Raw genomic sequence first — 23,136 nt, 5'->3', positions numbered from 1 at the left:
CCGATGCGCATCTGGGATTGGGCTCTGAAGGTCTATGCGCGACAACCTGTCGCGGAGGCGTGCCTGCACCTGCAGGACGCCCACGGCCAGAACGTGCCCTTCCTGCTGTGGGCGGCCTGGATGGCGGAGGAGGGCCGCGAGGCGAACCTCAAGGACGCCGCCCGGATGATGCGCCAGTGGGACGTCGAGGTCGGCGCGCCCCTGCGCGGCGTGCGCCGGGCGCTGAAGCCGCCGCGTCCGCCGGTCGATGAAAGCGCCAAGGAAGCCCTGCGCGACGCCGTGAAGGCCGTGGAGTTGCGGGGCGAGCGTGTGCTGATGGAAAGCCTGGAGGCGCTTTCGACGCCCTCGGGCGCGCCGATCCCCGTGCTGGACGGCCTGGTCGCCGCCGCCGTGGCCTCTGGCGATCCGCCGCGGCGCGCCGCGCTGGAAAAGCTGGCCTTGGCCCTCGAAAAGCCGTCGGGCTGAACGCCTTTACGGCTCGTCAGCCTTTACTATCTATCACCCCTGGAGCGTGATGGCCGAAAGCGAATGCCGGTTTCGGCGACCATCACGCGCTAAATTCAAGACCGGAGCCTGTCTGTTCGGATAGGCTTTGGTGGGGCCAATCCGAGACCAAGTCCATGAACGACGATGATCCGTCGGAAGATACCGACATCGCGGTCGAACGTCGCCTCGCCGAATTGCGCGAGGAGCACAAGGATCTCGACGACGCGATCCACGCGCTGGAACTGCGCTACCAGCCCGACATGCTGCAGATCGCCCGCCTGAAGCGGAAGAAGCTGGCCATCAAGGATGAGATGGGCCGGCTAGAAGACCAGCTGACGCCCGACATCATCGCCTAGGGTCTTTGGGGAAGATCAGGCCGCGCGCGCTTCCAGGTCGCGGACGGTCAGCAGCAGGCGGCCGGGCGTGATCGGCTTTTCCAGGCGCGCGTCGGCGTGCTGGTCGTGTTTCAGCAGGCGAGGATCGCAGGCCGAGGCCATCAGGGTGGCCGCGCCCGGACGCGCCTTGCGCACAGCGCTGACCAGCTCGCCGCCCGTCATGCGCGGCATCGCGTGGTCGGTGATCACCAGATCCGGGGCGAAGCTGTCGAGCGCTTCGAAGGCTTCCTGGCCGTCCTGGCAAAGCAGGACGTCGAAACCGGCCTCGGTCAGAGTAATTTCGTAGATCATCGAGAGGACAGGATCATCCTCGGCGATCAGAATACGTTGCATCCGCCCCGCGCCCAGTCATGCTTAACAGACTATGAACACGTGTTAACGCACCGGACCGGTGTGAGTCGCCGTGCGATAAGGTCGCATGACCGCGGGTTGTTAGGCCGAGCGTGGCAGCCGAAAGTGTACGCGGTCGCGTCCGGCCACGCTCTACACCTTTGATAAAACGGGATTATCCGCGAAGCGGAGGCTCAGGCGGTCTTCCGCTTGCGGAGGAACATGGCCGCGTCGGCCTCGGCCAGGGCGGCTTCAGGATCGGCGCCGGGCTCGATCTCGCGCACGCCGAACGAGATGTGCAGCGGAGCCGACCATTCGCCGAACTCGACCGGCGTCGAGCGCACGGCGTCGGCCAGGCTCTGGGCCTTGACCAGGGCGGTTTCCCGGTCGGCCTGGGCCAGCAGCACGGCGAACTCGTCGCCGCCCATGCGGCCGACCACGTCGCTCTCGCGGACATTGCCCAGCAAGCGCTTGGCCACGGCCTTCAAGGCCTCGTCGCCGGCGGCGTGGCCGAAGCGGTCGTTGACGTTCTTGAAGTTGTCCAGGTCGAAGAACACCACGCTGGCCGGCGAGCCGTAGCGCTGGGCGAAGGCGGCGACCCGCTTCATCTCGCGCAGGAACGCCCGGCGGTTCAGCACGGGGGTCAGCACGTCCATGTCGGCCAGGCCCTGGGCCTCGTTCAGGCGGAGCTTCAGGACCGAGACCTCGTTTCGCAGGTCGTCGATCTCGGTCATCAGGGTTTGCAGCGCCTCGACGACCTTCGGGGTCATGTCGGTTTCGCTGAGGCCCAGGAACGCGGCGCTGTCGGGCGCGGCCGTTTCACGGGCCACGACCTGGGCGCCCGCGCGCACCAGGGCGCGCTTGCGGATGGCGGCGAAAGGGTCGGTTCGGGCGCCGGTGATCTTCATAGGCCTACTGGAATCGATATGGCACAGCTCCACTATGGTTAACGGGAACGGTGTTCGACGCAATCCGGGGCGCCGATAAGTCGCAGGGACCGGTGGTCGCACGCTCGCCTTATGGGCGATCTGTGTCGTTTTGGGCTTGCGCCTGGGGCCCGGACGCGCATACGGGGCGACTTTCATCCGCCGCCGCCGAAAGAGACGACGCCGATGCCTTCGACCACGCCGCCTGTCGCCATCATCATGGGCAGCCGTTCGGACTGGCCGACCATGAAGGGCGCGGCCGACGCGCTGGACGCCTTGGGCGTCGCCTACGAGGCCAAGGTGATTTCGGCCCACCGCACGCCCCAGCGCCTGTTCGACTTCGCCACGGGCGCGCAAGGCGCCGGGTTCAAGGTGATCATTGCCGGGGCCGGCGGCGCGGCTCACCTGCCGGGCATGGCCGCCTCGATGACCAACTTGCCGGTGCTGGGCGTGCCGGTGCAGTCCAAGGCGCTGAGCGGCCTGGATAGCCTGCTGTCGATCGTGCAGATGCCGGGCGGCATCCCCGTGGCGACCTTGGCGATCGGCGAGGCCGGCGCCAAGAATGCGGGCCTGCTGGCCGCCCAGATCCTGGCCCTGTCTGACCCGGCCCTGGCCCAGCGTCTGGCGGCTTTCCGCGCCGCCCAGACCGAGAGCGTCGCCGAGAGCGTCGAGGACTAAGACATGGCTTCGTTCCCCCTGGTTCCCGGCTCGACCATCGGCGTCCTCGGCGGGGGACAATTGGGCCGGATGCTGGCCCTGGCCGCCGCGCGGCTGGGCTTCGACGTGGTGATCCTGGATCCCGAGGAAAATTCGCCGGCCGGCCGCGTCGCCGCCCGTCAGATCGTCGCCTCCTATGACGACCGCTGGGCCCTGAAGCGCCTGGCCGAGGCGTGCGACGTCGTCACCTACGAGTTCGAGAACGTCCCGGCCGACACGGTTTCCGAACTCGCCTCGCTCGGCGCGATCGTCTCGCCCGGCGCCAAGGCCCTGGCCGCGGCCCAGGACCGGGTGGTCGAAAAGAGCTTCCTGGCCGAGATCGGCGTGCCGACCGTGGCCTTCGCCGCCGTGGATGACGGCGACAGCTTGGCCGAGGCTCTGGCCAAGATCGGCGCCCCGTCGCTGCTGAAGACCCGTCGCGAGGGCTATGACGGCAAGGGCCAGGCCTGGATCCAGAAGGCCGCCGACGCCAAGGCCTCGTTCGACAAGATCGGCCGCCAGTCGGCGATCCTGGAGGCCCCCGCCGATTTCGGCCGGGAGCTGTCGGTAATCGCCGCGCGCGGCCGCGACGGCGAGATCGCCTGCTATCCGCTGTCGGAGAACCATCACGAGGGCGGCGTGCTCAAGCGCACCTCCGCGCCCGCCAAGGTCACGCCGGCCACCCGTGACCAGGCCGAGACCATCGCCATCAAGATCCTGACCGCCCTGGACTATGTTGGCGTCATCGGGGTGGAGCTGTTCGAACTGGCTGGCGGCAAGCTGCTGGTCAACGAGTTCGCCCCGCGCGTCCACAATACCGGCCACTGGACCCAGGACGGCTGCGAGGTCGACCAGTTCGAGCAGCACATCCGCGCCGTGGCCGGCTGGCCGTTGGGTCCGACCCAGCCCCACGCCCACGTCGAGATGACCAACCTGCTGGGCGCCGACGTCGACGCCTGGAAGAAGCTGGCCGCCGAACCCGAGACCCGCGTCCACCTCTACGGCAAGGGCCAAGCTCGGCCGGGGCGCAAGATGGGCCACGTGAACCGGCTGCGGTCGCTGAAGGACTAGCGGGCGGCCAGCCGTCCGTTAGAGCTTCCGCCCCAACTATTGCATCGGTTGACAACCCAGTTTTCGAGCTTCGATTCGGAGAGACTTGGCGGCCTTGCCGATTTCGATCTCGTCTTGGTCATAGGCGGCACGGCAGATAGTGTTGTCGGATAAGAGGAAGGCGCGAATGCCTCCGCTGACTTTGCGAATATGGAAGCGTGCGCCCATGAGTGCACGAGCAATCTCAGCATTTGGCGCGCGATCTATTGCGAGGGAAGATAGAGCGTTTTCGACGGCTTCCAACATATGAAGGCTGGGTGATATTGCGACTTGGTCTCGGGAAACTGACCTCATTCCCCCAAGGTCTGTTTGGACTTGGCTAATTGCAGCTTCGGCGTGTTCTAGCGCGACAACTGCTCCAAGAGCGTATGCTTTATCGCCTGACTGATCTCGCCTTCTCTGCAGCCAAGACTGGTATGCAGGTACCGCAACCGCTACAAGTATGGCTATAACTGACCCTCCCGCCTGAAGCCATGCGGGCCAATCAATGCCGCCTTCTACGAGTCCGAAGTTGACGACGTTCAATTGGACGGTCCTGGCGATGAAAATTGAATCGACTACCTATACATATTGAAATCTATACTTGTGAAGGCGCTCGTTCGGCTACTCACTCCCCCTCGTCCGGCGCCGTCAGGTCCGAGGCGTCGAACGCATAGTCCAGCAGGTCGCCTGGCCGGCACCCCAGGGCCGCGCACAGGCGGGCCAGGGTGCGGAAGCGGATGCCCTTCACCTTGCCCGAGCGGAACAGCGACAGTTGGGTTTCGCTGAGGCCGACTTCCGCCGCCAGGTCGCGGGCCTTCAGGCCCTTGGCGACGATCAGGGCGTCAAGGGTGACGCGGACAGGCATCAGATCATCTCGTCGAGTTCGGCCTGGGCCGCCAGCGCCTGGTCCATCACGCGGCCGAGCAGAAAGAGCGCGCCGCCGATCATGCCCAGCGTCATGCCGGCCACGTCGAAGTTCAGATAGCTGCGCTTGTCCGCACCGACCAGCCGCATCAGGTTGATGACCACGAAGACGCTGGCCACGCCGCCGACCCCAAGGGCCAGGCCGACGCGGCGGAGGGCCGAGGGCAGGGCGGCTTGGATCAGCCGGCCTTTGGCGATCTCGCCCAGCGCCTGGCCGATCGACCACACCCCGAACAGGTAGCAGGCGGCCGGCGCGTACTGGATCGTCACGGCCAGTATCCTGGCGGGGGACGGCGCCGACGGCCGGTGCAGCGCCATCAACAGAAGCGGCGCGATCCAGGCCATCAACGCCAGCAGCAGGCCGACGCTGACCACCATGAACACGGCCAGCCAGCGGAACTGGCCGCACATGCGGCGGAATTTCTCGGCGTCCCTGGTGCTCACAGCGGCCTCCAAACCTGTCTCATCTTTAATCTTGACTTAAAGACGATCGCTTCGCAACTTTATATCTAACTTAAACGAAACGAGCGCCCCCCATGCCCGCCGCCATTGAAACCGAAGGCCTGACCCGACGCTTCGGAAGCCGCCTGGCGGTCGACCACGTGTCGATGACCGTGCCGAAGCAGGCCGTCTACGGCTTCCTGGGCCGCAACGGCGCGGGCAAGACCACGACGCTGAAGATGGTGCTGGGCCTGATCCGGCCGACTGAAGGCGTGGCCCGTGTTTGCGGCCTGAACGTCGCCCGCGACCGGATCGCCGCGGCGCGCAAGATCGGGGCGCTGCTGGAGGCCCACGGCTTCTACGTCAACCTGACCGGCGCCGAGAACCTGGCTCTGACCGCGACCCTGCTGGGCGCGCCCAAGACCGAGATCGATCGAGTGCTGGAGGTCGTCGAGATGCGGGCCGACGCCGGCCGCAAGGTCGCCGGCTATTCGCTGGGCATGCGCCAGCGGCTGGGCCTGGCCCGCGCCATGCTGGGCGCGCCGCCGGTGCTGGTGCTGGACGAGCCGACCAACGGCCTCGACCCCGACGGCATCGCCGACATGCGCCGGTTCCTGAAAAGCCTGCCCGAGCGAACCGGCGCCACGGTGCTGCTGTCCAGCCACCTGCTGGGCGAGATCGAGCAGACCGCCACCCATGTCGGCGTCGTCAATGACGGCAAGCTGGTGCTGGAGGGTGAGCTCGCCCGGTTAAAGGCCGACCTGGCGCCCGAGATCGTCCTGCGCACCGACGATGACGTCCGCGCCGCCGCCTTGCTGGCCAGCCACGACCTCGTGGCCTTCACGACCGAAAAAGGTCTGTCGGCGGCCTTGCGCCCCGGCGAYGACATCGACCGGGCCGTCGCCGCGCTCAATCGGGCCCTGGTCCAGGCGGGCCTTTCCGTCTTCGCCATCGGCCCGCGTGCGCGGTCGCTGGAGGACATCTACCGCCGCGTCGCCGCGCCCGCCCAGCCGTCCGATCAACACCAAGCCGAGGCCGCCTGATGCTCGCTGTCCTGTCCGTCGAAATCCGCAAGCTGAACCGCTCGCTGGCGAGCCTCCTGGCCCTGGCCGCGCCGTCGCTGATCGCCTTCCTCGCGTTCTTCATCGTGCTGCGCGGCCAGCGGGCCGGGCCGTGGGACATGTTCCTGCAGGGGGCGACCACCACCTGGGCCTTCTTCATGCTGCCGATGAGCGTGACGGCGCTGACCGCTCTAATCGCGCACATGGAGCACGGCCCACGCGCCTGGGATCACCTGCGGTCCCTGCCGGTTCCGCGGTGGCGGATTTACGCCGCCAAGGCCCTGTGCGTGATCGCAATCGTCATCGCCATGACCGGCCTGAACCTGGCGCTGACCTGGGCCTCGGTTTCGGTCGCGGGCGCTCTCAAGCCCGCCGTGGCGCCGACCGGAACACCCGACGTGGCGAAGCTGCTGCTGGTCAACGCCAAGATCGTGGCCGCCGCCACCCTGATGATCGCCATCCAGCTGTGGACAGCCCTGCGCTTTTCCAGCTTCGTCCCGGCCCTGGCGGTGGGCATCGGCGGGACCTTCTTCTCGGTCGTCGCCACCTCGGCCAAGGAAGGGGTGTTCTTTCCCTGGCAGATGCCGGTCAACATGATGGCCAAGGAGGTTTGGCGCGTGGAAACGGCCCTGACCCTGGGGGGCGGGCTGGGGCTGGTGATGTTGACCCTGGCGATCGTCCACCTGGCCCGGCGCGAGGTGCTCTAGGCCGCCGCGACGATCTCCAGCTCGACCAGCCAGTCCTCGGACAGGGTCTGGACGATGATGGCGGTGGTTGGGATGCGGCGGTCGCCCAAAGCCTTCACGCGGGCCGCGCCGTTGGCCTCGACATAGGCGGCGTCGCGCAGATAGCTGGTCAGGCGCACGATGTTGTCCACCGTCATGTCGGCGCTCTTCAAGATGGCGCGCAGATTGTCCCACAGCAGCTCCAGCTGGCGCTCCAGGGTCGCGCCCGGCTCGCCGTTGACCTCCAGCCCCATGGTGCCGGCCACGTAGAGCAGGCGCTGGGGATTGCGCACCTCGATGGCGTGGACGTAGTCGTCGGTGGTCGTGTAGACGCCCTCGGTCGGATTATGGGTCACGGTTTCCATGGCGTCTCTCCCTCGAGTTCGTTAGGCGAAGCTGACCATAGGTTAGGTGACACGGGCATGGCCGAACAGGCGCTCATCGGATTGATCGGCGGCATGAGCTGGGAAAGCTCGGCCCAATATTATCGGCTGATCAACGAGGCGGTGCGTGACCGCCTGGGCGGCGTAGCCTCGGCGCGGACCCTGATGTGGTCATTCGACTTCGCCGAGATCGAGCATCTGCAGCACGCCGGCCGCTGGCCCGAGCTGTCGCGGCGTCTGGCCGACGCGGCGCGGGCCCTTGAGGCTGGCGGGGCCGAGTTCCTGGTCCTGTGCACCAACACCATGCACCGCGAGGTCGACGCCATCGAGGCGGCGGTCCACATCCCGCTGCTGCACATCGCCGATCCGACGGGCGAGGCGATCAAGGCGGCGGGCCTCTCGACCGTGGGCCTGCTGGGCACGGCCTTCACCATGGAGCACGACTTCTATCGCGGCCGGTTGGAGGCCAAACACGGCCTGACGGTCTTGACTCCTGACGCCGACGACCGCGCGGCCGTGCATCGGATCATCTACGAGGAGCTGGTCGCCGGTCGGGTGCTGGACGCCTCCCGCGAGGTCTACAAGGCGGCGATCGAACGACTGGTCGCGCGTGGGGCCCAGGCGGTCATCCTGGGCTGCACCGAGATCATGCTGCTGATCGGCCAGGCCGACAGCCGCGTGCCGGTGTTCGACACGACGACCCTGCACGCGATGGCGGCGGTGGAGCGGGCGTTGGGGAGAGTCTGAAACACCAACGCTCAAATTCCCTCGTCATCCCGGCCGCAGCGAAGCGGAGAGCCGGGACCCAGGGGCCACCGCGCTGGGCTTGGCCCCTGGGTCCCGGATAGCCTCCGCGAGGCTTCCGGGATGACGAGCATTTTGAACTCGGAACTTCAGAAAGACCGCTGCTACGGTGCCCTCCGCTTAAGTTGCGGAGTTTCCCATGCGTCTGCGCCTCGCCCTGCTCGCCGGCCTGTCCCTCTTGGTGGCGAGTCCCGTCCTGGCCCAGACCGCGTCAGCCTACGACGCCGTCGACCCCTTCATCGGCACGGGCGGTGACGGCCACACCTTCCCGGGGGCGGTGCTTCCGTTCGGCATGGTGCAGCTCAGCCCCGACACCGAGATCCTGCCGTTCAAGCAGAGCTACGCTCGGGCGGCCGGCTATCGGTTCGCCGACCCGACCATCCTGGGCTTCTCGCACACCCACTTCTCGGGCGCGGGCCACTCGGACCTCGGCGACATCCTGCTGACCCCGGTCTCGGGCGAGGCCAAGCTGGAGCCGGGCGAGGTCGCCAAGCCGGGCTCGGGCTACCGCTCGCGCTACAGCCACGACACCGAGGTCGCCCAGCCGGGCTACTACGCCGTCACCCTCAGCGACAGCCAGGTGCGGGCCGAGCTGACGGCGGGCCTGCGCACCGGCCTGCATCGCTACACCTTCCAGAAGGGTCAGCGGGCCCAGGTGCTGATCGACCTGCGCAGCGCGATCTACAACTATCCGGGCAAGGTGCTGTGGTCGCGGCTGCGCGTGGCCCCGGACGGGACGGTCACCGGCTATCGCGAGACGCGCGGCTGGGCGCCGGGCCGCAAGCTGTTCTTCGCCATCCGCTTCGACAAGCCGCTGGTCGGCCAGGCCTTCCACAATCGAGAGGCGGATATTCCCTATAAGGGCTTCACCCAGCCTGGCCGGACGCCCGAGGACCGCGCCCAGGTCCAGGGCCGGGCCCTGGTCGGGGTGTTCGACTTCGGCCAGATCGACGGGCCGCTGACGGCCAAGGTGGCGCTGTCGTCGGTCAGCGAGGACGGGGCGATCGCCAACCTCTCCAGCGACGAGCCCGGCTTCGACTTCAACGCCCAGCGGGCCCGCGCCAAGAGCGCCTGGGAGAAGGCCCTGGGGGCCGTCGACATTGAGGCCCCGGCCCCGATGCGGAAAACCCTCTACACGGCGCTCTACCACACCCTGCTGGCCCCCAGCGTGTTCGCCGACGCCGACGGGCGCTATCGCGGGACCGACGACCAGGTGCACGAGGGCAAGCTGGACGGCCGGCCGTTCATCTTCCACTCGACCTTCTCGCTGTGGGACACCTTCCGGGCCGAGCACCCGTTGCTGACCCTGGTGCAGCCGGCCGACTACACCAACGACGTGGTCAACTCGCTGATCGCCTCGCAGCGCCAGAGCCCCTACGGCATCCTGCCGGTCTGGCAGTTCCACGGCCAGGAGACCTGGACGATGATCGGCTACCACGCCGTGCCGGTCATCGCCGACGYCTGGATGAAGGGCATCCGCGGCTATGACGGCAAGGCGGCGCTGGACGCCATGGTCAAGAGCGCGACCTACGCCCCGTATGGCGGGCTCGGCGACTATATGAAGCTGGGCTACGCGCCGATCGACAAGGAGCCGGAGGCGGCGTCCAAGACGGTCGAATACGCCTACGACGACTGGACCATCGCCCGCATGGCCAAGGACATGGGCCAGGCCGATGTCGCGGCGACCTTCGAAAAGCGGGCCAGCAATTGGCGCAACAGCTTCGACGTGAAGACAGGCTTCCTGCGGGCCCGCAAGAGCGACGGGACCTACCGCGAGCCCTTCAACCCCACCGCCATCAACTACGGTTCGGACTATACCGAGGGCAATGCCTGGCAGTATTCGTGGTTCGCGCCGCAGGACCTGGGCGGGATCGTCCAGGTGCTGGGCGGCGATGCGGCGACGGTCAAGAAGCTGGACGCCATGTTCGACTTCGACAACTCGAAGATCGACTACTCGCACGCCGAGGACATCGCCGGCCTGATCGGTCAGTACATCCACGGCAACGAGCCCAGCCACCACGTCGCCTATATGTACGACTACGCCGGAGCGCCGTGGCGGACCCAGGCCCGCCTGACCCAGATCATCCACAGCCAGTATAAGCCCACGTCCGACGGTCTGTCGGGCAATGACGACCTGGGCCAGATGTCAGCCTGGCTGATGTTCACCAGCCTGGGCTTCTATCCGGTCACCCCGGCCTCGAACGAATACGCGATCGGCCGGCCGTTCGTGGACCGGGCGGCGCTAAACCTGTCCAACGGCAAGCGCTTCACGGTCCGGGCCGAGGGCATGGCGGACGCGCGGCCCTACGTGGCGAAAGTGACCCTGAACGGCAAGCCGCTGATCCGGGCCTTCCTGAAGCACGACGAGATCATGGCCGGCGGCGAGCTGGTGTTCACGATGAGCGCGACGCCGAACAAGACCTGGGCGACAAGGGCGCAAGATCGGCCGGCGTCGATGACGGCGTATCGGTAGGGGCGAACGGTAGACTAGTGACAAGTCACCGAAGTTGGCGTTATGTTCTCATCAGGAGTTCCTATGACCCGCCTGACGAATGCCGCCAATTTCGTGATGCCGCCGAGTCGCTCGTCGCACGCCACGCCACGCGAGCTCATGTCTGACGAGCAACGGGCCGAGCTGGGACGAGCCCAGATCGCTGCGGGTGACTATATCGAGGGCGATGAACTGAAGGCCTTTCTGGATAGCCTTACAATCCCCTCTGACGAAGCCTGACTAAGCCTTGGCCTGGCGGGTGAGGCTATCCGCAGGCGCACGAGCCGATTTGCGGGGCGTCACCAGATGGTTGTCCCAGCCGGGCGCGGGATCACAGGCGCTCAGGAAACTCGACGCCATCAAGTCGAGCATTGAAGGTCTGAGTGACGCCCCATTGCGGCATCCGATTTTCTTCCCGAACGGGCGTCGCAAATGCAGCACCTCGGGTGGATACGAAATCCACTACGAGGTCATTCCGGATCCGCCGGATTCCACCACGTCGGGCGTCGTGAATGTGCTGTTCGWGAAGAGTCCTTACCAGGACTACACGACCTTCTTGGGGTGATCCCTAATAAGGCAAATTCTCCTGCGCCGGCTGTCCAGGAACCGGCGCCGTTGGCGGAGGCTCCGCCTGCGCCGCGCTCTCCAGCTCGGACGCCGCCCGCGCGAACTCGGCCGACAGGGTCTCGTAATAGCCGTTGCGCGGATCGGGCGTGGTCTGGGGCGCCGGGTCGGGCAGCAGCCAGTCGAAGTCGCGCACCGCCAGGGTCTGGTGGGCGGTCAGCATGAAGCGGCGCCAGATGCTGGCCGGGATGTCGCCGCCGACCACCTTGTTCATCGGCTTCTCGTCGTCGTTGCCGACCCAGACTCCGGTCACGTAGTCCGGAGTGAAGCCGACGAACCAGGCGTCGCGCCAGTTCTGGCTGGTGCCGGTCTTGCCCGCGGTCGGACGTCCGAAGGCGGCGCGCTTGGCCGTGCCCTGCGAGACCACCTTCTCCATCATCTTCACCATGATGCTGGCGTGGCCGATGTCGTAGACGCGGCGCTCGGCGGCCGGCGGCTGGTGGGCGAAGACGGGCTGGCCGCCCTGGGTGGTGATCGACTCGATCACATGGGGCTCCAGCCGCACGCCGCCCTGCTGGAAGACCTGGAACCCCGAGGTCAGCTGCAGCAGGTTCACCTCGTACGAGCCCAGGGCCACCGACAGGTCCGGCGCGGGCGGCAGGCTGGTGATGCCGAAGCGGCGGACCAGGTCGCCGATCGCGGCTCCGCCGGCTTCCTTGCCCAGCTTCACCGCCACGGTGTTGGTCGAGGTGATCAGGGCCTGCTCGACGGTCATCGGCCCGCGATAGCCGCCGCTGTAGTTTTCCGGCGCCCAGTTGCCGAACTTCACGGGTTCGTCGACCCGGATGTCGGTCGGCAGCACGCCCTTCTCGACGGCGGCGGCGTAGATGAACGGCTTGAACGTCGAGCCGGGCTGGCGCTTGGCCTGGACGGCGCGGTTGAACGGGCTCTCGCTGTAGCTCGTGCCGCCGACCATGGCCCGGATGGCCCCGTCGGCCGACAGCGACAGCAGGGCCGCCTGGCTGGCGCCCGAGCGGGTGGTCTCGGTGGCCATGGTCTGGCGCACGACCTCGGCGCCCTCGTGCTGAAGCACCGGATCGATGGTCAGGCGCACGATCAGGTCCGGTGCGTTCTGGCCGGCGATCTTCACGGCCTCGGTGGTGGCGTAGTCCAGCACCCAGCCGTAGTCGCCCTCGTCCTGCAGGGCCAAAGGCGACAGGCGCGGGGTGTCGTCCAGCGCGCGGCTCTCCTGCTCGGGCGTGATCCAGCCTTCCTTGCGCATATTGGCCAGGATCAGGCGCGAGCGGGCCAGGGCGCGCTCCATGTCGTTGGTCAAGGCCAGGCGTGAGGGGGCCTTGGGCAAGCTGGCCAGCRGGGCCGACTCCGACAGGGTCAGCTGGCTGGCGGGCTTGCCGAAATAGGTCTGGGAGGCGCCGTCGACCCCGTAGGTGCCAGCCCCGAAATAGATGCGGTTCAGATAGAGCTCGAGGATCTCGTCCTTGCTCAGCACCTGCTCCAGCTTCCAGGCCAGCAGCATCTCTTGCAGCTTGCGCTTGACCACGCGGTCGGGCGTCAGGAACAGGCCCTTGGCCAGTTGCTGGGTCAGGGTCGAGGCGCCCTGCTTGGTGCGTCCGCCGCGCCAGTTGACCCAGGCGGCCCGGACAATGCCCTGGGCGTCGATGGGGCCATGCTTGTAGAAGCGCCGGTCCTCGGCGGCCAGGAAGGCCAGGGGGACATAGTTGGGCACGCCGCCCAGGGTGATGCGCTGGCCATAGCGCGGGCCGCGCGTGGCGATCACCTGGCCGTTGCGGTCCTCGAAGCGGATGCCAGGCGCGCGGTTGACCGCGAACAGCGCCTCGCGCGAGGGCAGCTGTGGGGCGTCCTTCAGATATTTGAACCAGACGTAGCCGGCCCCGCCGCCGACGGCCAGCACCCCGGCCAGCAGCGCGACCAGCACCACGCCCCAGATCCAGCCCCACTTGCGCGCCTTCTTCTTGGCGGCGTGATGCTTGAGGTCGGCGCGGAACGGCTCCTCGGGCGGGGGAGGGGATGCAGGCGGCGGCGCGGCCGCGGCCGGGGGCGAGAGGCGGAACGGGTCCTGCAGCGGCGGCTCCGGAGCCCATGGATCATGAGAGGGGGGATCGTGAACGGCGGGATCGTGCGGCGGCGTCGGCGGCGACGCGCCAGCGCTCGGCGCCGACGCGGGTTTGCGCGGCTCCTTGTCGTCGAACTTGTAGGGTGGCAGCGTCCAGTCGTTCACGGTTTGCGTCAGGCTCTATTTGGTCGCCGGGTAAATCGGGTTTAGGACGGCGACATGACGCCACGCAAACCTTTCTGGGAGACGAAGACGCTCTCCGAGATGACCGTCCCCGAGTGGGAGAGCCTATGCGACGGCTGCGGTCTCTGCTGCCTAGTTCGCTTCGAAGACGAAGACACCGGCGAAATCATCCCCACGCGGGTGCATTGCCAGCTGTTCGACGAGCATCTGTGCCGATGCAAGGACTATCCGAACCGCCGCAAGACGGTGCCGGACTGCATCAAGCTGACGCCGCACAACATCGAGGACCTGGAGTGGATGCCGCCCTCGTGCGCCTATCGCCGGATCCATGAGGGCAAGGACCTGCCGCTCTGGCACCCGCTGATCACCGGCGATCCGGAGAGCACGCACAAGGCCGGCGTGTCGGTGCGTGATCAGACGGTGTCGGAACTCAGCTTCGTCGACGCCGAGGACGCCATGGACTTCGTCGCGACCGACCTGATGCGCGACCGCGGGGACGACCTGTACGAGCCGGAGGAGGACTGACGGGCTAGGACGCCCCCTCCGTCTCGTCGCCTATCGGCGCCGATCCACCTCCCCCGTTACACGGGGCAGGAGGGTGAGGCCGCTTCCTCCTCACCCGTAGCGAAGCGTACGGGGGAGGTGGCGCGATGCGGATACGCATCGTGACGGAGGGGGCGCTTGCGGGCGCGGCCAACCTCCCCATCTCCGGTACAGCTTCCACCGGACACCGCTCGCATGTCGCTGCTGCTTGCTGCCCTGATCGGGCTCTTGGCCTTGGTCRTCGCCCGAAACCCGGGCGGCAGACTCTGGCGCATGCTGGTCGAGGCGTCGGCGCGCTGGCTCGACACGATGACCTGGCAAAGGGCGCTGGCCGCCGCGATCGTGCTGGGCTTCGCCATCTTCGCCGCCGAGCTGATGATCGCCGACCTGGTCTGGGTGCTGGCCTTCGACATCGCCGGCTGGGTCGAGCTATTCGCGGCGACCCTGATCGTCACCCGGCTGGCGCCCGGCTGGCGGGGGTTCAAGGCCCATGCCGCCAGGACCATTCAGCGCCGGTTCGCAGCCCGGCCGCGCGCCGCGCGGGGCCGGCGGATCCGCCGTCCGGCCAAGGCTTCCGACGACCCGGACCCAACTTGGGCTTTCGCCTGACCTCTAGACACAGAAAAAGCCGGCCCGCGATCGCGGAACCGGCTTTTCGTCGCCCTTACGGCGAGAAGCGCGAGGCTTCTTATTTCTTCGTGAAACCGGCGAACTTGGCGTTGAAGCGCGAGACGCGGCCGCCGCGGTCCATCAGGTGGGCGTTGCCGCCCGTCCACGCCGGGTGGGTGCGCGGATCGATGTCCAGCGCCAGCGTCGCGCCTTCCTTGCCGTAGGTCGAGCGCGTTTGATAGCTCGAGCCGTCGGTCATGGTGACGGTGATGAAGTGATAGTCGGGGTGAATGTCTTGTTTCATGGCGGCGATCCGGACCGACTACGGCGGCGACTGAAAATGGTGAGTGAGGGCCGCCCGCGTACGTGCGGGGTGGCCCTCGAAGACGCGCGGCTATAAAGAACCCGCGCGATTTTGGCAAGGGACTGTTGATGACCGACGTGAACGGCGGCGAGCAAAAGGCCGACGGCCGACCCGGCGCGGGGGCCGAACTGGTCCAGAGCATGGCCGAGGCCGGAGCCCGCCGCGAGCGCCGCAAGGACATCCGTCCCCTGGCCCATCTGCTGCCTTTTGTCAGCGCCCACAAGGGCGACGGCCTGGCGGCGGGCTTCTTCCTGCTGTTCTCGACCGGCGCGACCCTGGGCCTGACCGCCGCCTTCAAGGCGGTGATCGACCACGGATTCGCCAAGGGCGGCGAGGCGCAGATCAACAATGCCTTCGTCGGCCTCGGCGCGGTCGCCCTGGTGCTGGCCATCGCGACGGCCTGTCGATTCTTTTTCATCAGCCGCCTGGGCGAGCGCGTGGTCGCCGACCTGCGCCGGGCGCTCTATGGCCACACCCTGGGCCTGGACCAGGCCTATTTCCTGAAGACCCGTACGGGCGAGGTGCTGTCGCGCCTGACCACCGACGTCGTCCTGATCGAGCAGTTGGTCGGCGCCTCGGCCTCGATCGCCCTGCGCAATATCCTGAGCCTGGTCGGCGGCCTCGGCTACATGGCGGTGGTCTCGCCCAAGCTGGCCGGGTTCATCGCCCTGATGGTGCCGGTGATCCTGGCCCCGATGTTCTTCCTGGGCCGCCGGGTGCGCAAGCTGTCGGCCACCGCCCAGGACAAGTTCGCCGACGCGGTCGGCTATGCCGGCGAGAGCCTGGACGCGCTGGAGACCGTGCAGGCTTTCGGGCGCGAGGCCGCCTCGACCGGGCGTTTCGGCGAGGCGGTGGACACCGCCTACCGGGCCTCGGTGCGCCGGATCACCGCCCGGGCTAGCATGACGGCCATGGTCATCACCCTGGCCTTCGGCGGCATCACGCTGTTGCTGTGGACCGGCGCGCGCCTGGTGCTGTCGGGCGAGATGACCGGCGGCACCCTGGCCCAGTTCGCCATGCTGGCGGTGATGTCGGCCGGCTCGATCGGGGCCCTGGGCGAGGTCTGGGGCGACGTCCAGAAGGCCTCCGGGGCCATGGACCGCATCGCCGACCTGCTGAACGCCAAGCCCGACATCGCCGCCCCGCCGGCGCCCACGGCCCTGCCGGTTCCGGCCCGCGGCGCGATCGCTTTCGAGAACGTGATCTTCGCCTATCCTGGCCGCCCGGACCTGCCGGCCCTGAACGGCTTCGACCTGGCCGTGAAGCCCGGCGAGACGGTCGCCCTGGTCGGTCCCTCGGGCGCGGGCAAGAGCACCGTCCTGCGGCTTCTCCTGCGCTTCTATGACCCGCAGAGCGGCGCCATCCGCCTGGACGGCGTTGATCTGCGCGACGCCGAGCCCGAAGAGGTGCGGGCTCGCATGGCCCTGGTGGCCCAGGACTCGCCGCTGTTCTCCGGCTCGGCCCTGGACAACATCCGCTTCGGCCGCGAGGACGCCACCGACGCCGAGTTGCGCGCCGCCGCCGAGGCCGCCCAGGCGTCCGGCTTCCTGTCCGCCCTACCCCAAGGCTTCGACACTCCTGTCGGTGAGCGCGCCAAGACCCTGTCGGGCGGTCAGCGCCAGCGCCTGGCGATCGCCCGCGCCCTGGTTCGCCAAGCCCCGATCCTGCTGCTGGACGAGGCCACCAGCGCCCTCGACGCCGAGAGCGAGCGCCTGGTGCAGCAGGCCCTGACCGCCGCCATGGAAGGCCGCACCACCCTGGTCATCGCCCACCGCCTGGCCACGGTGCTGAAGGCCGACCGGATCGTGGTGATGGAGAACGGCCGCGTCGTCGAGCAGGGCACGCACGCCGAACTGTTCGCCAAGGGCGGGCTTTACGCGCGCCTGGCCAGCCTGCAGTTCGGGGTCGAAGCGGCGTAGAGGGGCGGCGACCCTTCTCCCGCGAGGGAGAAGGGAAAGTTCGCTAGCCCAGCTTGGCCAGATCCTCGTCGCTGATGTCCTCGTTCGAGTACACCGCCTGGACGTCGTCGTCCTCGTCCAGCAGGTCGAGCAGCTTCATCAGGGTGGCGACGCTGTCGCCGGTGACCGGGACCTGCATCTTCGGACGCCAGGCGATCTTGGTGTTCGACGCCGCGCCGAACTTGGCTTCCAGGGCGGCGGCCACCTCATTGAGATCCTCAAAGGCGGTGTAGACCGTGTGGCCCGCGCCTTCCTCGTCCATGTCCGAGGTGACGTCGTCGGCGCCGGCCTCGATGGCGGCTTCCATCATGGCGTCTTCCGACGCGATCTTGGCCGGATAGCTGATCTGGCCGACGCGGTCGAAGTTGAAGGTCACCGAGCCGGTGGCCCCCATGTTGCCGCCCATCTTGGTGAAGTAGGAGCGGACATTGGCGGCGGCGCGGTTCTTGTTGTCGGTCAGCACCTCGACAATGATGCCGACGCCGCCGGCGGCGACGCCCTCGTAGCGGATTTCCGAATAGTCGGCGGCGTCGCCCATCTGCGACTTCTTGATCGCGCGGTCGATGACGTCCTTGGGCAGGCTCTCGGCCTTGGCGTTGTTCACGGCCAGGCGCAGGCGCGGATTCATGGCCGGATCGGGCAGGCCGGTCTTGGCGGCCACGGTGATTTCCCGCGACAGCTTGGAGAACAGCTTCGACCGCGCGGCGTCGGCGCGGCCCTTGCGGTGCATGATGTTCTTGAATTTCGAGTGGCCGGCCATTCGGAGGCTCTGTCTCTGATCTGAAAATGGAGTGTGGGCGCTTCTAGCGTCCGCGGACGGGTTTTGTCACCCCCAGGCGCCTTTCTGGGAGGGTTGCGAGGCGGCCCACAGGATGATAGTTAGGCGTTGACTTAAGTATCTGGAGGGTCCGCCATGAGCCTGTCCTTGCACGCCCATCCGCTGGCCTCGTTCTGCTGGAAGGTGCTGATCGGCCTCTACGAGAACGACATCGCCTTCGAGAACGTGCTCGTGGACCTCGGCGACCCGGTCGGGCGCGCGGCGTTCCTGAAGCTGTCGCCGATGGGCAAGATGCCGGCCCTGCGTGATGCGGCTCGCGACGAGACCATGATCGAGACCAGCGTCATCCTCGACTATCTGGACACCCACTATCCAGGGCCGATCCGCTTCGTGCCCAAGAACCCGGACTTCGCCTGGCGGATGCGGTTCTGGGACCGGTTCTTCGACAACTATGTCCAGACGCCGATGCAGAAGATCGTCGCCGATCGTATTCGGCCGCCGGAAGCCAAGGACGGGTTCGGGGTCGACGAGGCCTACGCGCAGCTGGCGCTCGCCTGCGACCACCTGGAGACGGAGCTGGCCGACGGCCGGACCTGGATGTTGGGCGACTTCGGCCTGGCCGACTGCGCGGCCATGCCGGCGCTGTACTATGCCGACAAGGTCCAGGCGTTCACGGGCCGCTGGCCGCTGTGCCTGGCCTATCTGGAACGGCTGAAGGCCCGGCCCTCGGTCCAGCGCGTGCTGACCGAGGCCGAGCCGTTCTTCAAGTTCTTCCCGGAGGCCTAAGCCACTTCCAGCGCCACATCCACGTTGCCGCGCGTGGCCTTGGAATAGGGGCAGACCGCGTGGGCGGCGTGCAGCAGCTTCTCGGCGGTCTCGCGGTCCAGTTCCGGAGCGTTCAGCTTCAGGCGGACGCCGACGTGGAAGCTGGTCTCGTCCTTGATCAGGTCGACCTCGGCGTCGAGGCTGTGCTCGCCCAGCTTGACGCCCTGGTTGCGGGCGACGAGGCCCAGCGCGCCCAGGAAGCAGGCGCTGTAACCGGCCGCGAACAGCTGCTCAGGATTGGTGCCGTTGCCGTCGCCGCCCATCGACTTGGGGAAGGCCAGCTTGACGTCCAGATGCCCGTCGTCGGACTTGGCGGTCCCGTTGCGGCCACCCACGGCGTGGGCATGAGCGGTGTAGATRGCGTCAGTCATGGGGAGGCTCCGTTTGGGGGAGCCTGGATCATGCGACCGGAGATGTGACGGCCGCAATGTCTGAATCCCTCTCTCATGGAGAGAGGGAGGGGCCCGCGCCGAAGGCGTGGGAGGGTGAGAGGGTACATCCTGTCAGAGACGAAGCGCGGCTATGATTTGGGATTTTCCGGCTGGCGGTGAAACCCCTCACCCTCCCATCGCTACGCGACGGGCCCTCCCTCTCCCTACGGAAGAGGGATGTATTGAGCGAGCCGTCCGCCCACCCGGATCGGCTCCACGCGCTTCGCCAGGCCGGTGCGGTCGTCGGTCTCGACGAACACGCCGCACACCGTCGCGGGGCCCGAGGCCGGCGTATACCGCCCGCCGCTGATCTTGGTGGTGAAGCGGCGCAGCGGCTCGTCCTTCTGGTTGCCGATCACGCTGTCATAGTCGGCGCAGGCGCCGGCGTCGGTCTGGTAGGCGGTGCCGCCGGGCAAGACCTGGCAGTCGGCGGTCGGGACGTGGGTGTGGGTGCCGACCACCAGCGAGGCGCGGCCGTCGCAATAGTGGCCCATGGCCATCTTCTCCGACGTCGCCTCGCAGTGCATGTCGACGATCACCGCGTCGGCCACCTGGCCCAGCGGGGCCTTGTCCAGCTCGCGGTCGGCGGCGGCGAACGGGTCGTCCATGGCGTCCATGTGCACCCGGCCCAGCAGGTTGACGACGAACACCGTCTTGCCGCTCTCGGTCTGGAACAGGTGGCTGCCGCGCCCCGGGGCGTCGGACAGGATCGGGTAGTTGGCCGGACGGATCAGGCGCGGTTCGCGGACGATGTAGGTCAGGGCCTCGCGCTGGTCCCAGCTGTGGTTGCCCAGCGTCAGGCAGTCGGCCCCGGCCTCGAACAGCTCGCGGGCGGTGTTCTCGGTGATGCCGAACCCGGCCGCGGCGTTCTCGGCGTTGATGATCACGAACTCGAGGGAGAGCCGGCGGCGAAGGTCAGGCAGATGGTCGGCCAGGCCGTCACGGCCCGACTTGCCGACGACATCGCCGAAGAAGGCGAAACGCATCAGAAGTCCCAGAAAAACGACATACAGTGAGCCGTCAGCGGCCCATGTCCTTGACGGTCCTATACTCTTTTTCGGTGAGAATGGCGTCCAGCCTTTGATCGTGCGGCTCGTGCGGCAAATTCTCCGTCTGCTGACCGCTGTAGGCCAGGCCGATCACGAATACCGGCTTGCGGGCCCGCAGGGCTTCCAGCGCCCGGTCGTAGTAGCCGCCGCCCTGTCCCAGGCGCACGCCGTCCGCCTGGAAGGCGAGAAGCGGGGTGATCACCAGGTCCGGCTCCAGCGCCGGCTGCTCCGGCGGGGGCGACCGCAGGCCGATGGCGTCGTGGACCAGCGGCTGGGCCGGGTCCCAGGCGCGGAACACCATGTGGCCGGTCTCGGCATCCTCGACCGCGGGCAGGGCCAGGGACCAGCCGGCCTCGCGCAGCTGGTCGGCCAGGAGGCGCGGCGACATCTCCGAGCCCAGGCCGTGATACAGCGCGGCCACCTTGCCGGACGGATCGGGAAAGAGCTCGGCCAACGGCTCGCGCGCCACCTCGGCGATCATCCAGTCGGCCTCGGGATGCTCCAGGGCCAACTGCTTGCGCTGGTTGCGCAGGAAGACGCGCAGCGCGGTCTTGGCCACGACGGGGTCGTTGATCGTCATATGCTGCTTATAGGAGAAAGGTGGCGGCGCCGCGAAGAACCGTGAAGACGTTTCAATCCACTCGAACCTGTTAGTAACAGGTGGGCCCCGTGTTCCCGCAGCCACGGCCACGGGAGGGAACAGGTCCCGATAGAGAGATTAAGGTCCCTGGGAATAGAAATCTTCGACGAGAGCCACAGCAAGACCCGCCGTTGAACAAGATAGGGCTTCGGGAGGCGGAAAGCCAGGGGCGCAGTGACGCGGGTCTGAAAGATGCTCCCCTTTCGGGGGAGCTGTCGCGAAGCGACTGAGGGGGCTAGCTGGACAGAGGCCGCATTAGCCCCCTCCGGCCCTCTGGGCCACCTCCCCCGCTACGCGGGGGAGGATCTGGATCACTCCGCCGCCAGCTTCTCGATCTTCTCGGCCGCGGCGTCCAGAGCCCGGATGGCGGCGATCTCGGCCTTGGTGCCGTCCTGCTGCATACGGAGGATCTCGGCGTTGGCGTGGGCCAGGCGCAATTTCATGTCGGACAGCTCGTCGGCCAGCAGCAGGGCGCCCATCAGGAACAGCCGGGTCTCGCCCAGCTGGCCGACATCCTGGCTGACCTGGCGGACCTGACGGTCGAACAGCCGGGCCAGCTCGGTTAGGTGCGGCTCCTGGCCGTCCTCACAGCCGACCATGTAGGGACGGCCGTTCACGTGGATGGTCACCTGGGACATGGTCACGCCTCCTCGGGATCGTCGAACAGGTCGTCCTCGGACGCCGGAACCACAGGATCGTCGTCGTGGTCATGATCGTCGTTGGCCACGGCCTCGTCGCCGAGGGCGGCGCGGATCTCGGCGATGGCGCGGCCCAGCGCCACCGAGGCCTGCTCGCCGGCCTCCTCCAGCGCCTTCTCGCGCTCGTGGGCCGCTTCCAGTTCGACGAGCAGGCGCGCGCGTTCGTCGTCGTCAAACAGCCCCGGCGCGGCGCCCGCGACCAAGCCAACCGGGGGGGCGGGCGCACGTGCGGCCTCGGCGGCCTTGGCCGCCAGACGCTGTTCGAGCTGGCTCACCGCCCGTTCCAGGCGGCGCACGGCGAGGTCGAGGGCCGTACCGTCGGCCGGGATCATCGGCGAATTTCCATCATGCAACGCAACATATAGATCGAGCCCGTCTAAGCCATACGGCGGGGCGAGATTTGGGCGATACAGTGCCCATAGCAGCATTTGTCCTCGCCTGTCCGCGTCGCGGAGGGGCTCTTCCCCATATTTGCGGCGCCGAAATCCGCTCGCTTTCAGCTATCGGTCTGGCGGTGTCAGTTTCTCGGGCTTGACTTCGCGCCTTTTCCCCGCAAAACGCGCACCCAAATAGGGAACGTCGGTCGACACCGGCTGGCGGCCATAACAGGAGAACGACCCATGGCTATTCGCGTCGCCATTAACGGCTTCGGCCGCATCGGACGTCTGGTCCTGCGCTCCATCGCCGAGCATGGTCGCCGCGACATCGAGGTCGTCTCCATCAACGACCTGGGCCCCGTCGAGACCAACGCCCACCTGCTGCGCTACGACAGCGTCCACGGCCGTTTCCCGGGCGTCGTCACCTCGGGCGAGGACTGGATCGACGTCGGCATGGGCAAGATCAAGGTCACGGCGATCCGTGATCCCAAGGACCTGCCGCACAAGGATCTCGGCGTCGACATCGCCTTCGAGTGCACCGGCATCTTCACCGCCCGCGACAAGGCCGCCCTGCACCTGGAAGCCGGCGCCAAGCGCGTGCTGGTCTCCGCGCCCGCCGACGGCGCCGACAAGACCATCGTCTACAAGGTCAACCACGAGACCCTGACCGCCGACGACATCGTCGTCTCGAACGGCTCGTGCACCACCAACGCCCTGGCCCCGGTGGCCAAGGTCCTGCACGACCTGGTCGGCATCGAGCGTGGCTACATGACCACGATCCACAGCTACACCGGCGACCAGCCGACGCTGGACACCATGCACAAGGACCTCTACCGCGCCCGCGCCGCGGCCCTGAGCATGATCCCGACCTCGACCGGCGCCGCCAAGGCCCTGGGCCTTGTTCTGCCGGCCCTGAAGGGCAAGCTGGACGGCTCGTCGATCCGCGTCCCGACCCCGAACGTCTCGGTCATCGACCTGAAGGTCGTGCCCTCGCGCGACACCACGGTGGACGAGGTCAACACCGCCCTGAAGGCCGCCGCCGACGGCGACATGAAGGGCGTGCTGTTCACGACGACCGACCCGCTGGTCTCGTCGGACCTGAACCACATCGCCGCCAGCTCGACGGCCGCCCTGCCCCAGACCCAGGTCATCGAGGGCAAGCTGGTCCGCGTGCTCAGCTGGTACGACAACGAGTGGGGCTTCGCGACGCGCATGAGCGACACCGCTCTCGAGATGGCGAAGTTCCTGTAGACAAACAAAACAGGGTC

The 23,136-nt window shown here is 67.6% G+C and carries 29 protein-coding genes and 1 other RNA gene; 15 read left to right on the top strand and 15 right to left on the bottom strand.

What is annotated here, in order from left to right; genetic code table 11:
• Positions 1 to 3 precede the first annotated feature (3 nt).
• A complete protein-coding gene (locus AC1DSO_RS13190) occupies positions 4 to 465 on the top strand; it encodes a TIGR02444 family protein (RefSeq protein WP_477069248.1) in 462 nt (153 codons plus the stop codon).
• A gap of 155 nt (positions 466 to 620) precedes the next feature.
• Entirely contained in the window at positions 621 to 842 is a 222-nt protein-coding gene (locus tag AC1DSO_RS13185; protein ID WP_477069247.1) for a YdcH family protein, read from the top strand.
• A 15-nt stretch (positions 843 to 857) separates the two neighbouring features.
• On the opposite strand, the gene AC1DSO_RS13180 is transcribed toward AC1DSO_RS13185, so the two are convergent.
• Both AC1DSO_RS13180 and AC1DSO_RS13175 read right to left on the bottom strand, forming a co-directional pair.
• Positions 858 to 1,214 (bottom strand): response regulator, encoded by a 357-nt coding sequence (locus AC1DSO_RS13180; protein WP_477069246.1) that lies wholly within the window; start codon positions 1,212 to 1,214, stop codon positions 858 to 860.
• Positions 1,215 to 1,405: 191 nt separating this feature from the next.
• Positions 1,406 to 2,119 (bottom strand): GGDEF domain-containing protein, encoded by a 714-nt coding sequence (locus AC1DSO_RS13175; protein ID WP_477069245.1) that lies wholly within the window; start codon positions 2,117 to 2,119, stop codon positions 1,406 to 1,408.
• A gap of 204 nt (positions 2,120 to 2,323) precedes the next feature.
• Here AC1DSO_RS13175 and purE point away from each other — a divergent pair, with 204 nt between their 5' ends.
• Positions 2,324 to 2,815, top strand: coding sequence for a 5-(carboxyamino)imidazole ribonucleotide mutase (purE, locus tag AC1DSO_RS13170; RefSeq protein WP_477069244.1), 492 nt, complete (start codon positions 2,324 to 2,326; stop codon positions 2,813 to 2,815).
• 3 nt (positions 2,816 to 2,818) lie between these two features.
• The gene (locus AC1DSO_RS13165) at positions 2,819 to 3,904 is read left to right on the top strand and encodes a 5-(carboxyamino)imidazole ribonucleotide synthase (protein ID WP_477069243.1); all 1,086 of its coding nucleotides are present in this window, start codon (positions 2,819 to 2,821) and stop codon (positions 3,902 to 3,904) included.
• Positions 3,905 to 3,940: 36 nt separating this feature from the next.
• Here the strand turns inward: AC1DSO_RS13165 and AC1DSO_RS13160 are convergent, their stop codons facing one another.
• The 3 genes from AC1DSO_RS13160 to AC1DSO_RS13150 all read right to left on the bottom strand — a co-directional run bounded on the left by AC1DSO_RS13160 (position 3,941) and on the right by AC1DSO_RS13150 (position 5,293).
• Complete coding sequence (locus tag AC1DSO_RS13160) at positions 3,941 to 4,189, bottom strand: hypothetical protein (RefSeq protein ID WP_477069242.1); 249 nt, start codon at positions 4,187 to 4,189, stop codon at positions 3,941 to 3,943.
• Between the two features lie 361 nt (positions 4,190 to 4,550).
• On the bottom strand, positions 4,551 to 4,790 hold the full coding sequence (locus AC1DSO_RS13155; protein WP_477069241.1) for a helix-turn-helix domain-containing protein: 240 nt from the start codon (positions 4,788 to 4,790) through the stop codon (positions 4,551 to 4,553).
• Positions 4,790 to 5,293, bottom strand: a complete 504-nt coding sequence (locus AC1DSO_RS13150; protein ID WP_477069240.1) for a DUF2975 domain-containing protein — start codon at positions 5,291 to 5,293, stop codon at positions 4,790 to 4,792. Before AC1DSO_RS13150 ends, AC1DSO_RS13155 begins: the two co-directional genes overlap by 1 nt.
• A gap of 92 nt (positions 5,294 to 5,385) precedes the next feature.
• Between AC1DSO_RS13150 and AC1DSO_RS13145 the strand changes: the two genes are divergently transcribed.
• Positions 5,386 to 6,333 (top strand): ABC transporter ATP-binding protein, encoded by a 948-nt coding sequence (locus AC1DSO_RS13145; protein ID WP_477069239.1) that lies wholly within the window; start codon positions 5,386 to 5,388, stop codon positions 6,331 to 6,333.
• The gene (locus AC1DSO_RS13140) at positions 6,333 to 7,058 is read left to right on the top strand and encodes an ABC transporter permease (protein WP_477069238.1); all 726 of its coding nucleotides are present in this window, start codon (positions 6,333 to 6,335) and stop codon (positions 7,056 to 7,058) included. The genes AC1DSO_RS13145 and AC1DSO_RS13140 overlap by 1 nt, the downstream gene beginning before the upstream one ends.
• Here the strand turns inward: AC1DSO_RS13140 and AC1DSO_RS13135 are convergent.
• Positions 7,055 to 7,441, bottom strand: coding sequence for a RidA family protein (locus tag AC1DSO_RS13135; protein WP_477069237.1), 387 nt, complete (start codon positions 7,439 to 7,441; stop codon positions 7,055 to 7,057). The genes AC1DSO_RS13140 and AC1DSO_RS13135 overlap by 4 nt on opposite strands.
• A 57-nt stretch (positions 7,442 to 7,498) precedes the next feature.
• Here AC1DSO_RS13135 and AC1DSO_RS13130 point away from each other — a divergent pair, with 57 nt between their 5' ends.
• From AC1DSO_RS13130 to AC1DSO_RS13115, 4 genes are all read left to right on the top strand, one after another.
• Positions 7,499 to 8,206 carry an aspartate/glutamate racemase family protein gene (locus AC1DSO_RS13130; protein WP_477069236.1) on the top strand — a complete coding sequence of 236 codons (708 nt, stop codon included), beginning with the start codon at positions 7,499 to 7,501 and terminating at the stop codon, positions 8,204 to 8,206.
• Between the two features lie 196 nt (positions 8,207 to 8,402).
• Positions 8,403 to 10,736 (top strand): GH92 family glycosyl hydrolase, encoded by a 2,334-nt coding sequence (locus AC1DSO_RS13125; RefSeq protein ID WP_477069235.1) that lies wholly within the window; start codon positions 8,403 to 8,405, stop codon positions 10,734 to 10,736.
• A gap of 63 nt (positions 10,737 to 10,799) precedes the next feature.
• The gene (locus AC1DSO_RS13120) at positions 10,800 to 10,994 is read left to right on the top strand and encodes a hypothetical protein (RefSeq protein WP_477069234.1); all 195 of its coding nucleotides are present in this window, start codon (positions 10,800 to 10,802) and stop codon (positions 10,992 to 10,994) included.
• A 19-nt stretch (positions 10,995 to 11,013) separates the two neighbouring features.
• Entirely contained in the window at positions 11,014 to 11,319 is a 306-nt protein-coding gene (locus AC1DSO_RS13115; protein ID WP_477069257.1) for a type II toxin-antitoxin system RelE/ParE family toxin, read from the top strand.
• A gap of 3 nt (positions 11,320 to 11,322) precedes the next feature.
• On the opposite strand, the gene pbpC is transcribed toward AC1DSO_RS13115, so the two are convergent.
• Positions 11,323 to 13,578 (bottom strand): multimodular transpeptidase-transglycosylase PbpC, encoded by a 2,256-nt coding sequence (pbpC, locus tag AC1DSO_RS13110; protein WP_477069233.1) that lies wholly within the window; start codon positions 13,576 to 13,578, stop codon positions 11,323 to 11,325.
• 54 nt (positions 13,579 to 13,632) lie between these two features.
• Between pbpC and AC1DSO_RS13105 the strand changes: the two genes are divergently transcribed.
• Both AC1DSO_RS13105 and AC1DSO_RS13100 read left to right on the top strand, forming a co-directional pair.
• Positions 13,633 to 14,121, top strand: a complete 489-nt coding sequence (locus AC1DSO_RS13105; RefSeq protein ID WP_477069232.1) for a YcgN family cysteine cluster protein — start codon at positions 13,633 to 13,635, stop codon at positions 14,119 to 14,121.
• A 213-nt stretch (positions 14,122 to 14,334) separates the two neighbouring features.
• Entirely contained in the window at positions 14,335 to 14,748 is a 414-nt protein-coding gene (locus tag AC1DSO_RS13100) for a hypothetical protein (RefSeq protein WP_477069231.1), read from the top strand.
• A 79-nt stretch (positions 14,749 to 14,827) separates the two neighbouring features.
• Here AC1DSO_RS13100 and rpmE read toward each other — a convergent pair whose 3' ends face one another.
• Complete coding sequence (rpmE, locus tag AC1DSO_RS13095; RefSeq protein WP_047403625.1) at positions 14,828 to 15,052, bottom strand: 50S ribosomal protein L31; 225 nt, start codon at positions 15,050 to 15,052, stop codon at positions 14,828 to 14,830.
• Positions 15,053 to 15,177: 125 nt separating this feature from the next.
• On the opposite strand from rpmE, the gene AC1DSO_RS13090 reads away from it, so the two are divergent.
• The gene (locus tag AC1DSO_RS13090; RefSeq protein WP_477069230.1) at positions 15,178 to 17,031 is read left to right on the top strand and encodes an ABC transporter transmembrane domain-containing protein; all 1,854 of its coding nucleotides are present in this window, start codon (positions 15,178 to 15,180) and stop codon (positions 17,029 to 17,031) included.
• A 43-nt stretch (positions 17,032 to 17,074) separates the two neighbouring features.
• Here the strand turns inward: AC1DSO_RS13090 and AC1DSO_RS13085 are convergent, their stop codons facing one another.
• Positions 17,075 to 17,830, bottom strand: a complete 756-nt coding sequence (locus tag AC1DSO_RS13085) for a YebC/PmpR family DNA-binding transcriptional regulator (RefSeq protein WP_477069229.1) — start codon at positions 17,828 to 17,830, stop codon at positions 17,075 to 17,077.
• A 153-nt stretch (positions 17,831 to 17,983) separates the two neighbouring features.
• Here AC1DSO_RS13085 and AC1DSO_RS13080 point away from each other — a divergent pair, with 153 nt between their 5' ends.
• On the top strand, positions 17,984 to 18,634 hold the full coding sequence (locus AC1DSO_RS13080) for a glutathione S-transferase family protein (RefSeq protein WP_477069228.1): 651 nt from the start codon (positions 17,984 to 17,986) through the stop codon (positions 18,632 to 18,634).
• Here the strand turns inward: AC1DSO_RS13080 and AC1DSO_RS13075 are convergent.
• From AC1DSO_RS13075 to AC1DSO_RS13050, 6 genes are all read right to left on the bottom strand, one after another.
• Positions 18,631 to 19,044, bottom strand: coding sequence for an organic hydroperoxide resistance protein (locus tag AC1DSO_RS13075; RefSeq protein WP_477069227.1), 414 nt, complete (start codon positions 19,042 to 19,044; stop codon positions 18,631 to 18,633). The genes AC1DSO_RS13080 and AC1DSO_RS13075 overlap by 4 nt on opposite strands.
• A gap of 224 nt (positions 19,045 to 19,268) precedes the next feature.
• Positions 19,269 to 20,102: a TIGR00282 family metallophosphoesterase gene (locus AC1DSO_RS13070; protein WP_477069256.1), complete on the bottom strand. Its 834-nt coding sequence runs from the start codon at positions 20,100 to 20,102 to the stop codon at positions 19,269 to 19,271.
• Between the two features lie 22 nt (positions 20,103 to 20,124).
• Positions 20,125 to 20,733 (bottom strand): 5-formyltetrahydrofolate cyclo-ligase, encoded by a 609-nt coding sequence (locus AC1DSO_RS13065; protein WP_477069226.1) that lies wholly within the window; start codon positions 20,731 to 20,733, stop codon positions 20,125 to 20,127.
• A gap of 22 nt (positions 20,734 to 20,755) precedes the next feature.
• A non-coding RNA gene (gene ssrS / locus AC1DSO_RS13060) (6S RNA) lies at positions 20,756 to 20,918 on the bottom strand.
• A gap of 186 nt (positions 20,919 to 21,104) precedes the next feature.
• Positions 21,105 to 21,431 (bottom strand): cell division protein ZapA, encoded by a 327-nt coding sequence (locus AC1DSO_RS13055; RefSeq protein ID WP_477069225.1) that lies wholly within the window; start codon positions 21,429 to 21,431, stop codon positions 21,105 to 21,107.
• A 2-nt stretch (positions 21,432 to 21,433) separates the two neighbouring features.
• Positions 21,434 to 21,823: a hypothetical protein gene (locus AC1DSO_RS13050; RefSeq protein ID WP_477069224.1), complete on the bottom strand. Its 390-nt coding sequence runs from the start codon at positions 21,821 to 21,823 to the stop codon at positions 21,434 to 21,436.
• Between the two features lie 288 nt (positions 21,824 to 22,111).
• On the opposite strand from AC1DSO_RS13050, the gene gap reads away from it, so the two are divergent.
• Positions 22,112 to 23,119: a type I glyceraldehyde-3-phosphate dehydrogenase gene (gene gap, locus AC1DSO_RS13045; RefSeq protein WP_477069223.1), complete on the top strand. Its 1,008-nt coding sequence runs from the start codon at positions 22,112 to 22,114 to the stop codon at positions 23,117 to 23,119.
• Positions 23,120 to 23,136: the final 17 nt, after the last annotated feature.

This window comes from Caulobacter sp. P4_E5, from assembly GCF_056401555.1.
This window is presented reverse-complemented; position numbering and strand designations above follow the sequence as displayed.

Excerpts from the sequence above, each read along its gene's own strand:
- AC1DSO_RS13190 (WP_477069248.1), top strand. The coding sequence starts at position 4 with ATGCGCATCTGGGATTGGGCTCTGAAGGTCTATGCGCGACAACCTGTC.
- AC1DSO_RS13055 (WP_477069225.1), bottom strand. The coding sequence starts at position 21,431 with ATGTCCCAGGTGACCATCCACGTGAACGGCCGTCCCTACATGGTCGGC.
- AC1DSO_RS13160 (WP_477069242.1), bottom strand. The coding sequence starts at position 4,189 with ATGTTGGAAGCCGTCGAAAACGCTCTATCTTCCCTCGCAATAGATCGC.
- AC1DSO_RS13105 (WP_477069232.1), top strand. The coding sequence starts at position 13,633 with ATGACGCCACGCAAACCTTTCTGGGAGACGAAGACGCTCTCCGAGATG.
- AC1DSO_RS13080 (WP_477069228.1), top strand. The coding sequence starts at position 17,984 with ATGAGCCTGTCCTTGCACGCCCATCCGCTGGCCTCGTTCTGCTGGAAG.
- AC1DSO_RS13135 (WP_477069237.1), bottom strand. The coding sequence starts at position 7,441 with ATGGAAACCGTGACCCATAATCCGACCGAGGGCGTCTACACGACCACC.
- AC1DSO_RS13050 (WP_477069224.1), bottom strand. The coding sequence starts at position 21,823 with ATGATCCCGGCCGACGGTACGGCCCTCGACCTCGCCGTGCGCCGCCTG.
- AC1DSO_RS13180 (WP_477069246.1), bottom strand. The coding sequence starts at position 1,214 with ATGCAACGTATTCTGATCGCCGAGGATGATCCTGTCCTCTCGATGATC.
- AC1DSO_RS13140 (WP_477069238.1), top strand. The coding sequence starts at position 6,333 with ATGCTCGCTGTCCTGTCCGTCGAAATCCGCAAGCTGAACCGCTCGCTG.
- AC1DSO_RS13155 (WP_477069241.1), bottom strand. The coding sequence starts at position 4,790 with ATGCCTGTCCGCGTCACCCTTGACGCCCTGATCGTCGCCAAGGGCCTG.
- AC1DSO_RS13185 (WP_477069247.1), top strand. The coding sequence starts at position 621 with ATGAACGACGATGATCCGTCGGAAGATACCGACATCGCGGTCGAACGT.
- AC1DSO_RS13120 (WP_477069234.1), top strand. The coding sequence starts at position 10,800 with ATGACCCGCCTGACGAATGCCGCCAATTTCGTGATGCCGCCGAGTCGC.
- AC1DSO_RS13065 (WP_477069226.1), bottom strand. The coding sequence starts at position 20,733 with ATGACGATCAACGACCCCGTCGTGGCCAAGACCGCGCTGCGCGTCTTC.
- AC1DSO_RS13175 (WP_477069245.1), bottom strand. The coding sequence starts at position 2,119 with ATGAAGATCACCGGCGCCCGAACCGACCCTTTCGCCGCCATCCGCAAG.
- purE (WP_477069244.1), top strand. The coding sequence starts at position 2,324 with ATGCCTTCGACCACGCCGCCTGTCGCCATCATCATGGGCAGCCGTTCG.
- AC1DSO_RS13130 (WP_477069236.1), top strand. The coding sequence starts at position 7,499 with ATGGCCGAACAGGCGCTCATCGGATTGATCGGCGGCATGAGCTGGGAA.
- rpmE (WP_047403625.1), bottom strand. The coding sequence starts at position 15,052 with ATGAAACAAGACATTCACCCCGACTATCACTTCATCACCGTCACCATG.
- AC1DSO_RS13085 (WP_477069229.1), bottom strand. The coding sequence starts at position 17,830 with ATGGCCGGCCACTCGAAATTCAAGAACATCATGCACCGCAAGGGCCGC.
- gap (WP_477069223.1), top strand. The coding sequence starts at position 22,112 with ATGGCTATTCGCGTCGCCATTAACGGCTTCGGCCGCATCGGACGTCTG.
- AC1DSO_RS13165 (WP_477069243.1), top strand. The coding sequence starts at position 2,819 with ATGGCTTCGTTCCCCCTGGTTCCCGGCTCGACCATCGGCGTCCTCGGC.